Source organism: Sphingomonas sp. (assembly GCF_048594985.1).
Taxonomy (GTDB): Bacteria; Pseudomonadota; Alphaproteobacteria; order Sphingomonadales; family Sphingomonadaceae; genus Sphingomonas_I.
Window position 1 is genome coordinate 1 of sequence record NZ_JBMDXG010000320.1, and the last position, 3,255, is coordinate 3,255.

Sequence of the window (3,255 nt, forward strand, 5' to 3'; positions counted from 1 at the left end):
TGGTCGGTCAGGTTCTTCAGGCCGGGCTGCATGCCCCAGTTATATTCGCCGGTGACGAAGATGAAGCCGTCCGCCGCTTCGATCTTTGCGGCAAGCGTGGCCATCGCCGCCGGCGCCTGCCCCTCGGGATATTCCTTGAACATGCGGTCAAGCATCGGCAGGCCGACCGCCTTGGCATCGACCAGTTCCGCATCATGCCCACGCGCGGCAAGCGCGGCGACCAGCCAGTCGGCCAGCCGGATACCCATCCGGTCGCGGCGGTACGAGCCATAGAAGATCAGCAGTCGCGCCATTGCGCTTCTCCAGACATGAAAGAGGCTGCCGAGCCCCCTTTGGGGCCCGGCAGCCTCCGACATGGTCAGCGGCCGGAGTGTCCGACGCGGGGAGACCATGCGGGCCGCGTGGCTGCGACAGCACGGGCGTTGATTGGGAAAGGACGTTCCCCGCCCGCGCGCGTCAGCACATCAGCGGCGCGTCTCCCGAACGAACTGAACCGACCTCTTTGCTGAACCATGAGACATCGGATCACCTCCTTTCGCTTGTTGAAGAACGATCGTGGCCGGGGCCACAGACCGATATGTGAGTCATCTGCGAATGAAGAACAAGACTTGTAATGCACGCGCGATTTTACGATCCTCTTCCGCTCGCGCCGCGCCCATGCTTGCGTCGCCGCGCACGCTTCGCCAAACCGTTCCGGTGTCGTCCGAACCGCCCCCCGTCCGCCTCGTCATCTTCGACTTCGACGGCACGCTGTCGGACAGCGGCCACTGGTTCCTCGGCATCGTCGATCATCTCGCGCAGCGCTATCGCTTCCGCACCGTCGAGCCCGCCGAAGTCGAACGGCTGCGCGGCTGGCCAACCCGCGACGTCGTCCGTCACCTGGGCATACCGGCGTGGAAGCTGCCGTTCATCGCACGCTACACGCGCACCCTGTTCGCGCTCCATACGCATGAGGTATCGCTGTTCGACGGCGTGACCGAGATGCTGGCGGCGCTGCACGATGCCGGCATCCGCCTCGCGCTCGTCACCTCGAACGCAGAGATCAACGCGCGCCGCATCCTGGGCGAGGAGAACGCGCGGCGGTTCGAGATCTGGGAATGCGCCAGCTCGCTCTATGGCAAGGCGCCGCGCTTTCGCCGCGTGCTCAAGCGTGCCGGGGTGGCCGCAGACGAAGCCTTCGCGATCGGCGACGAAACCCGCGATATCGAGGCGGCGCGCCGCTGCGGCATCCGCTGCGGCGGGGTCGGCTGGGGCTATGCCCATCCCAAAGCGTTGTGCGCGCTGGAGCCCGATCATCTGTTCGACACGCCCGGCGCAGTCGCGCGGCTGCTGACGCGCTAGAAATCGCCGCCCGTGACGGGGTCGCGGGGCGGCGCGGGCACCGCGGCGATGCGCGCGCGGACCGCATCGTCAGCCGGATCGGTCACGATGTCCCACTCCTGCCCCTTCGGATAGGCACCGACGACCGCGAAGTCTCTACTCGCGCCCTCGCATCGCTGCCCGGTACCGGCGGGCAGCATGATCGCGTCGCCTGCGCCCAGGTCGACCCGCCTGCCGCCCGGCCCACCGATCATCAGCGTCGCTTGCCCGGCATAACAGCCCAGCACCTCGTGCGCGGTCGAGTGATAATGATGATAGTCGAACACGCCGTCGCGCCATTGGGCGGGCCAGCCGTGCGCCCCGAAGATCGTCTCGAATGCCGCCGCACCGGCTGCCACGCCGCGATACAGGCGGACGGCGATCAGGGGATTGTTCGGGATGCCCTCATTCGGCGGGAGCAGGAAGCGGTCCATCGGCGGTCTCGCTGGGTCGGGTTTCGGGAATGAACAACGCATGGAAGACCAGTCCGGCCGCCCCGACCCCCGCCAGTGTCAGGAACGCCGGGCCGAACCCGCCCAGCACGACGATCGCGCCGGCCAGTCTGGCGGACAGCGCCGCGTCCAGCCCCTGTACCATCGCCACCGCCCCTGCGGCACGTTGAACCGACTCGTGCCGCGCGTCAGGTCGGCGACGACGATCGGAAAAAGCGCGCATCAGCCCGCCCGCGCTCGCCGCGGGCCCGCCAAGGCTCGGCTCGCGCCCCCCAACCCCATAGATAGCCAGATACGGCCCCAGCCCGGCGCGCACCTCGGCGAGCACGGCGTTGGCCGAATCCAGCGCGATCAGCGAGCGACGAGGCGGATGGCCCAAGCGCGTACGTCTTGGAATAGGGCGCCGCTGGAACGCCCTTCGCGGCAAACCGCCGCGCCGCCTGGTCCGGTCTGCTACCGTGCGCGAATGAAGGCGCGAATGTCGGCCGACAATTTCTTCAGGTCGTCCTCGCGCACATACATCATGTGGCCCGAGTGATAATATTGCCAGACGATCCGTCCGTCGGTTGGCATACCCGTCCGGTTGAGCGAATATTCGGCACCGAAGAACGGCGTGGCGAAGTCGTAATAGCCCTGGCCGACGAACACGCGCAGCCCGCTATTCTCGCGCATCGCCTTGCCGATCCACGGCGCGACGTTGAGATAGCCGGAGCCGCCGCGCGGCCCCTCGCCGATGTTCCAGTCCCAGTCGCGCGTCCCGCCGATCGACGAATAGGTGAGGTCGGGGGAATATTTCAGACCTTCGCGCGACCAGGCGTTCATCGCGGCGGTATAGGCGCCGTCGATCGCGTAGAAGCTGGGATCGTTGTCCGGCGTCTCGCCCGCATTGTCATAGTCGCGGCCGGTATAGCGCGTGTCCAGCCGGCCGATCACCACCCCCCGGTCGCGCAGCAGCTCCTTGTAGAAGCGGCTGGGCGAGAGGCGCAGGTCCGCGTTCGCCAGATAGGCCTGCGATACGCCGGTGAACCGCGACAGTTGCGGCAGGATCTGCTGGCGTTCGGCGGCGGTGAGTGAATTGCCCTTCAGCAGCGCCGAGGCATAGGGCCCGATCGCGAACTGCCGCGCCTCGTCGACGAACGCCTCGACCGTTGCGGGCTTGCCCTCGACCTTGTTGTGGAACCAGGCGGTCGCCGCCATCGACGGCAGGTTGGTCACATAGCCAAGCTCGTTGCCGGGCACGTCCGCCGCCTGGCTGAAATCGAGGATGGACGAGATGAGGATGATCCCGTTCACCGCGACGTCGGTGTAACTGCCCTCCAGCTCGTGGATCACCGCGGCGGAGCGGGTGGTGCCGTAGCTTTCGCCGCCGATATATTTGGGCGCGTTCCAGCGGCCATGTTCGGACAGCCACAGCCGGATGAACTCGGCCATCGATTTGGCGTCC

The 3,255-nt window shown here is 67.1% G+C and carries 5 protein-coding genes; 1 reads left to right on the top strand and 4 read right to left on the bottom strand.

Annotated elements, in window-relative coordinates; translation table 11 throughout:
• On the bottom strand, window positions 1-293 hold a 293-nt coding region (locus ACOJSF_RS13140; RefSeq protein WP_420142649.1), incomplete at its 3' end, for an NADPH-dependent FMN reductase.
• Window positions 294-657: 364 nt separating this feature from the next.
• On the opposite strand from ACOJSF_RS13140, the gene ACOJSF_RS13145 reads away from it, so the two are divergent.
• On the top strand, window positions 658-1,341 hold the full coding sequence (locus tag ACOJSF_RS13145) for an HAD hydrolase-like protein (RefSeq protein ID WP_420142650.1): 684 nt from the start codon (window positions 658-660) through the stop codon (window positions 1,339-1,341).
• Here ACOJSF_RS13145 and ACOJSF_RS13150 read toward each other — a convergent pair.
• The 3 genes from ACOJSF_RS13150 to ACOJSF_RS13160 form a co-directional block, all read right to left on the bottom strand.
• On the bottom strand, window positions 1,338-1,793 hold the full coding sequence (locus ACOJSF_RS13150; protein ID WP_420142651.1) for a cupin: 456 nt from the start codon (window positions 1,791-1,793) through the stop codon (window positions 1,338-1,340). The genes ACOJSF_RS13145 and ACOJSF_RS13150 overlap by 4 nt on opposite strands.
• Window positions 1,765-2,190 carry a hypothetical protein gene (locus tag ACOJSF_RS13155; protein WP_420142652.1) on the bottom strand — a complete coding sequence of 142 codons (426 nt, stop codon included), beginning with the start codon at window positions 2,188-2,190 and terminating at the stop codon, window positions 1,765-1,767. Before ACOJSF_RS13155 ends, ACOJSF_RS13150 begins: the two co-directional genes overlap by 29 nt.
• Window positions 2,191-2,264: 74 nt before the next feature.
• Window positions 2,265-3,255, bottom strand: a 991-nt coding sequence (locus ACOJSF_RS13160; protein ID WP_420142653.1) for a S10 family peptidase, incomplete at its 5' end; no start/stop codon positions are given.